The 5,483-nt window shown below is 33.9% G+C and carries 9 protein-coding genes; 2 read left to right on the top strand and 7 right to left on the bottom strand.

What is annotated here, in order from left to right; all coding sequences use genetic code 11:
* A partial coding sequence (locus G358_RS0129065) for a helix-turn-helix domain-containing protein (RefSeq protein ID WP_019640771.1) occupies positions 1 to 173 on the bottom strand: 173 nt, incomplete at its 3' end.
* A gap of 171 nt (positions 174 to 344) precedes the next feature.
* On the opposite strand from G358_RS0129065, the gene G358_RS0129070 reads away from it, so the two are divergent.
* On the top strand, positions 345 to 632 hold the full coding sequence (locus G358_RS0129070) for a hypothetical protein (protein WP_019640772.1): 288 nt from the start codon (positions 345 to 347) through the stop codon (positions 630 to 632).
* A gap of 147 nt (positions 633 to 779) precedes the next feature.
* On the opposite strand, the gene G358_RS0129075 is transcribed toward G358_RS0129070, so the two are convergent.
* From G358_RS0129075 to G358_RS0129085, 3 genes are all read right to left on the bottom strand, one after another.
* A complete protein-coding gene (locus G358_RS0129075) occupies positions 780 to 1,244 on the bottom strand; it encodes a hypothetical protein (protein WP_019640773.1) in 465 nt (154 codons plus the stop codon).
* Positions 1,245 to 1,415: 171 nt separating this feature from the next.
* Positions 1,416 to 2,123, bottom strand: a complete 708-nt coding sequence (locus tag G358_RS0129080; RefSeq protein WP_019640774.1) for an SDR family NAD(P)-dependent oxidoreductase — start codon at positions 2,121 to 2,123, stop codon at positions 1,416 to 1,418.
* Between the two features lie 253 nt (positions 2,124 to 2,376).
* Positions 2,377 to 2,589 carry a helix-turn-helix domain-containing protein gene (locus G358_RS0129085; protein WP_019640775.1) on the bottom strand — a complete coding sequence of 71 codons (213 nt, stop codon included), beginning with the start codon at positions 2,587 to 2,589 and terminating at the stop codon, positions 2,377 to 2,379.
* Between the two features lie 156 nt (positions 2,590 to 2,745).
* On the opposite strand from G358_RS0129085, the gene G358_RS0129090 reads away from it, so the two are divergent.
* The gene (locus G358_RS0129090; RefSeq protein ID WP_019640776.1) at positions 2,746 to 3,018 is read left to right on the top strand and encodes a hypothetical protein; all 273 of its coding nucleotides are present in this window, start codon (positions 2,746 to 2,748) and stop codon (positions 3,016 to 3,018) included.
* A gap of 144 nt (positions 3,019 to 3,162) precedes the next feature.
* On the opposite strand, the gene G358_RS0129095 is transcribed toward G358_RS0129090, so the two are convergent.
* The 3 genes from G358_RS0129095 to G358_RS32775 all read right to left on the bottom strand — a co-directional run.
* Positions 3,163 to 3,600 carry a hypothetical protein gene (locus tag G358_RS0129095; RefSeq protein WP_019640777.1) on the bottom strand — a complete coding sequence of 146 codons (438 nt, stop codon included), beginning with the start codon at positions 3,598 to 3,600 and terminating at the stop codon, positions 3,163 to 3,165.
* 646 nt (positions 3,601 to 4,246) lie between these two features.
* Positions 4,247 to 5,212 carry a hypothetical protein gene (locus G358_RS0129100; RefSeq protein ID WP_019640778.1) on the bottom strand — a complete coding sequence of 322 codons (966 nt, stop codon included), beginning with the start codon at positions 5,210 to 5,212 and terminating at the stop codon, positions 4,247 to 4,249.
* Between the two features lie 166 nt (positions 5,213 to 5,378).
* Positions 5,379 to 5,483: helix-turn-helix domain-containing protein (locus G358_RS32775; protein ID WP_019640779.1), on the bottom strand; the 105-nt coding region annotated here is incomplete at its 5' end.

Genomic DNA, 5,483 nt, shown 5'->3' on the forward strand with positions numbered 1-5,483 from the left:
CCAGGCTGACAATCCAACGCTGCACAAATTTTATCAATGACTTCTAGAGAAACATATTCGTTCGTATTCAATTTAGCCATCGTTGCTGATGAGATCCCTGTCATTTTTAATAACTCCTGTTTCTTTATATCCCGATCTATCAGCAATTTTTGTAATGGTTTATAACTTATCATTGCCAGTTCCCTCTCAGATTAGTTGAAGTTTTCTTCAATTATATTAAAAAATCTTCGCCTAATCAAAAATATATTTATGTTCTCTTGACACAAAAATTCAGTATGTTAAAATAATATTTAGTAAGTTAAACTTTAATTCGTAAATGCAAATGAAATTTAGGAGGTGTCATATTGGAAGATTCTTTAGAGATATTAATTGACCCGCTTATTCGTAAGCGACTGGAATCATTACACAGTGAGCTTACAAAACATAATTCTTATTTCAAAGAAATATCAAATGAATCTAAGCAATACTTACAGACCCTTCAAGCATCTCTCCCTGACAACCTCCAACATACCCTATTCCTCTATGAAGACGCTCAATTTTCAATACGAACAGTTCTAGATAGTAAAATATATCTACAAGGATTTAAGGACGCCTTATATCTCTTCGGTGAATTACATATTTCAAAAACTTAAGAGCCTGGTGACTCTATTTTTTTGAATCTACGTTTTATGCTGATTGGGGTGTCTGGCCTGATCTATTTCTCGTATATCGAACTTCGTGCAGACCATGTCAGAAGCATCAATGTGAACACATTGTTCTATTAATTGTATTTGAAAAATCTAAATAGTGTTGTAAAGGATGTTTTTTATGTACGTTTGATCTCCATAACGAATCTCTTTGGGATAATCAAATATTTCCCGTTTCAATAAATTACTACTCTCCTTTATTTTACTTTTAATTTCTGCTCTCGAGTAGATACTATATATTACGTCCTTTATTTCCCCAAAATTTTTAATAGAACTGCGTACTCCTAATTTCACCATACTGTACTGATCAGTAAAATCATGAAACAAATCTATTAATATAAAGCTTTCCTTATCCTCTCTCTTAAAAAATACAAGAACATCCCCCTTGCCTACACTATTAGGTCCTTCCCCATATGATTTATATTTATTATATAATTCCGTTAAATCAAGATTGATATTAAATTGTCTAAATAAATTTTCAATACTAGATGCCTCATCTGTATCATCTATTAAATCAAAAAATGGTAAATAAAAAGATATTTCAGTATATGCCTCCATAGTTATACTTCCTTTTCTTCTTAAGATTGATTGATTATTACTGATATTTCATGTAACGCTTATGGACTCCGCGTCTCTGAATTCTATTTGCAAACCTAGGGCTAACCCCTGGCGATGTATTGCATTACAGGAAGTACCCTCTTCCTCAAGGGAATTGCCATCCTCGAGTTACTACCAAGGCATATTTTGAACTAAAGGTTGTACAAAAAGACCAGTGTTATTTATGTCAATTACCTTTATCCATTTATATAAATTCTCTGCAGCAATCGCTGGATCTGTATCTGCATCAGTTGATCGTCCTCTAGTTAACAACTGCCCCGGATGAATCGCACAAACTGTTATATTATCCTTCATTAATTCTTGGCCAAGACATATCGTAAACATATTCTGAGCTGCCTTAGCCATCCGATATGAATATGAAAATCTTCGATCAATAAACTCTCCTGATGCCATTCGAGTTAATGAACCTAGTCTTGATGAGACATTAATAATTCTTGGGTTAATTGATTTTCTTAAATTTGGGATGCATGCTTGAACTGTTCTGATCGGTCCTAAACAATGAATATTGAATAGATTATTTACCTCTTCCGTTCTTACAGTTTCTATTAAATATTCAGATCCTGATATGCCTGCATTATTAATCACGACATCAAGAGAATGAGCGTTTTTGTCTAAATTCATTCTGATTGTTTCTATAGATTTATCACTCGTTAAATCCGCAACTATTGGATAACACCTTAAAGGGAATTGCATTCTTAATTGATCTGCTGCTTCTTCAGTTCGAACTACCGGAAAAGTATTAAAAGAACCTGAAAAAAAGACTTTCTGCAGTTCGAGGCCTAGTCCTCTATTGGCACCTGTTATTAATACACTCTCCATTGAATTCCCCCCACTAATATTGTTTAGCAACTCTTTCATATAACTTCCATAAATCGCTCTCCTTAACTGTCTTCGTTCTGTTGTGTAATGTTCCCACATCTACAACGAAACCCGGCCTTAGAATCTTAGGTCGGGTCGAGTGTTGTCTGAATATTCTTCTATGCTTTCAAATCTGACAAAAAAGGCGGATGCACCGCAGCGTAGATGCATTGTCGACGAGGTTCTATGATTATACCCACATCTTTTAATTTTCTTAATTATCAGGTGTGTATTCAATTAAATCTGATAGTTTGCACTCAAATGTATCACACAGCTTTAATAGTGTTTCTAATTTTGTCGTCTCAATATTTATTTCTTTATACAGTTTGTTAATCGAATTTCTACTCAGTCCTGATCTTTCCATCAACTCTGTTATATCATCGATTCGATGTTCAGCCATTAGAACTCTAATATTACACTTTATCAAACAGACTCCCTCCTATGCTCAATATATTATCTCTCAAAATCAATTTTTTTCAATTAGAAATCACCATTTCACCTTATGGAGTTAATAATTATCTTTACACATAACTCCGCAAGGGTATATAATAACCTTATAGAGTTAACGAAAGGAGGGAAGTCATTGATTGAATCATTAGATGTTTTAGCTGAGCCTTTAATTCGCAGTCGTATAGAGAAGCTATACTCAAACTTAAACCTTGAACCATTTTCTTCTGAATGTGAGCAGTATCTAAAAGTAATTCGAGAATCACTTCCCGATAACCTTCAACATCCCCTATTTCTTTATGAAGATGCTCTAACTTCATTACAAACTGTTTTGGAAAGTAAAATATATCTACAAGGTTTTAAAGATGCACTATATCTTTTTAATGAATTATATATTCAAATGAAATAAGGGCCTGCGGCCTGCCCTATCGTATACATTTTTGTATTCACGCCCCACTCCTTTGTAATTTATCGGGCAGGTCAAGAGGGGCTTGTCCCCCGCAACATAGATATGGTGTTATTTGAAGTACAAGCCCTTTTTGAATCACTCATCTTAATGTGTTTCAAGTCCAATTTCTTGTTCGGTTATAATTCTAAATTTATCAAACTTGATATTTAGTGCTTCAATCCCCTGTTTGTCTAACCCTTGTGTATTTAAATAAAATGAACCTGTAATTATTTCTCCAGATGTTCCATTTACCATTTTATTTTTGTCATTAATAATTCTATCATCTGTTAATCTTTGTTTCAGATCTTCTGGTAATATTGGTTCAACTGATTTTATTAAAATAGTTTTCCTCGTTTTATTCCAAATATTAATGTTATATGTTACAAGAGTTTTATTTAATTCTCCCCCCAAACCAATAGAGATTGAATTTATGACTAGACCATCATTAACTACATCTTCGGATTGATTATTCTTATTGCATCCACTGATGAGAAATATAGAAATTAATATACTCAGAAAAAGAACAATTCTGTTTTTATTCATTAAATCACCTCTGGTATTAATTCTTAGACATAGCTTGTATTTCACATAATTCCTTTTTCATTAACTTCGTGAACTCCTATTCACGATGCTTAATCACGATTTCGCATACCCCCATATTTGCGTGGGGTTCGCTAATCAGCCCCTCCATTCATCCAATAACATAAGCACGACTATTTTCCCACTACGTACCTGCGTTACCCAAGATTATAGCCCATTTGTAAAATAGAGGAAACGGTAAAAAAGAGCCGAACCACTATATTGTAGTTAGACTCCTTATTAAGACTTCAATTCCCTCACCGCATCCTCACTCACTCAAAAGCTCCCTCGATCCTTCCCCGCCCAAGCCAGCACCTCGGTCGTCCACTTGTTGATCAACCGCTCGCAGTTTTGGGGATGACGTTCAGCTTCTACCGAGGGATGGCTTCCTCGGGCGCGACGGCGTCGCGGTTGGTGAGCTGCTGCTAGTTGTTCGATTCATTCTTAGTTTGAGTTTTATCAAGATCTTAATTAACGTTCCTAGGATCTACGTCACGCCCTGTCCTTAGATGCTCTTATCTTATTGCCGGGGTGTGCTTGTCTGAGCCTTCTTCTACGATTATACATCTGGTAACCAAAGGGCGCTTGCCCTGCAGAGTGAATACTTATATTAGGTGACGTTCATTGAATAACTCTCAAGTTCTTCATTGTATGTAACATTAAAATAGACTTTAATATAACATTCACGAAGTGGGACTGCCATTCTCCATATTTCATTATTTCCTGGAGGCTTAAAATGATAGATATTTTGAAATATTCCTTTTGTCATTAAGGAAAAATAAAATAATAACCAATTTAAGCTATGAATAGTTTTTTTAGATGAGAACGAAGCCTTCCCACCAATAGCAATATTCATGAATTCATCGTCAAAAGAAACTGCATATGAACCAACATTGCTTGAAATAGAATAGCTATGAATAATGCTTGAATACTCTTTATATATATAATCTCTCATTGCTACTAGCTCATTAACTAAATTTTGAGGAAAACCAACCTTGTTTTCGATGACTTCAAGTTTGTTCTTTAGTTTGGCATACCGAAAATACTTAAACCATGTATTTTTGGCTTCATCAGTATCTTTCACATTATAATAATTCCAAAATGCCTCCTGATCTGTAATTACATAAATTGTAATAAAAATACTTTCAGCCAAGACCCTAACTAGCGCCCTTGCTTGTGTATCGAGTCCCGTCTCAATTAATTTTACAATCGCCAAAGCATTGTTACTGATATTGCCAAGCATATTCATGAACATAAAATTAGGATTCATACTACTGTATTCAGATATAAAATCTTTACTAATTGGTTTTTGAGAGTCTTCCTGACATACTGCAACACTTAAATAACTTATACTCGCAATTCCCAAATATGATAACAGCAAATCATCACTTAGATTTTTGTATAAAGTTGAATGATTTCTTTTTTCTGCTTGTGATAAGAAAAGGATAGTTTTAATTACTTCTTTTGTTGTAAATCCATACTTCAGTGGATTTTCTATTTTTTTGATTTCTTTATTATATGTGGAAATGTAGTTGTCTATATAGCGTTTCATTTTTAAAGATACTTTAGGCTTCAAATATTACGTTCTCCTTTCTTAAAATGTTACCTAATGTTTCTGTATTCAATAAAATAAACCCAGCCTTTGATAGATCTTATCCTAGGCCAGGTCAGTGTTGTCTGAATATATTTTTTAAAAAAAACTAACTCTTATTTCAAAATGATTTCACGCTCTATTCCATTCTTTATTTCTGTTCAGGAATATGCTCCAATAAATCACCAGGCTGACAATCCAACGCTGCACAAATTTTATCAATGACTTCTAGAGAAACATATTCGTTCGTATTCAA

It is taken from the genome of Paenibacillus fonticola DSM 21315, from assembly GCF_000381905.1.
Lineage (GTDB): Bacteria > Bacillota > Bacilli > Paenibacillales > Paenibacillaceae > Fontibacillus > Fontibacillus fonticola.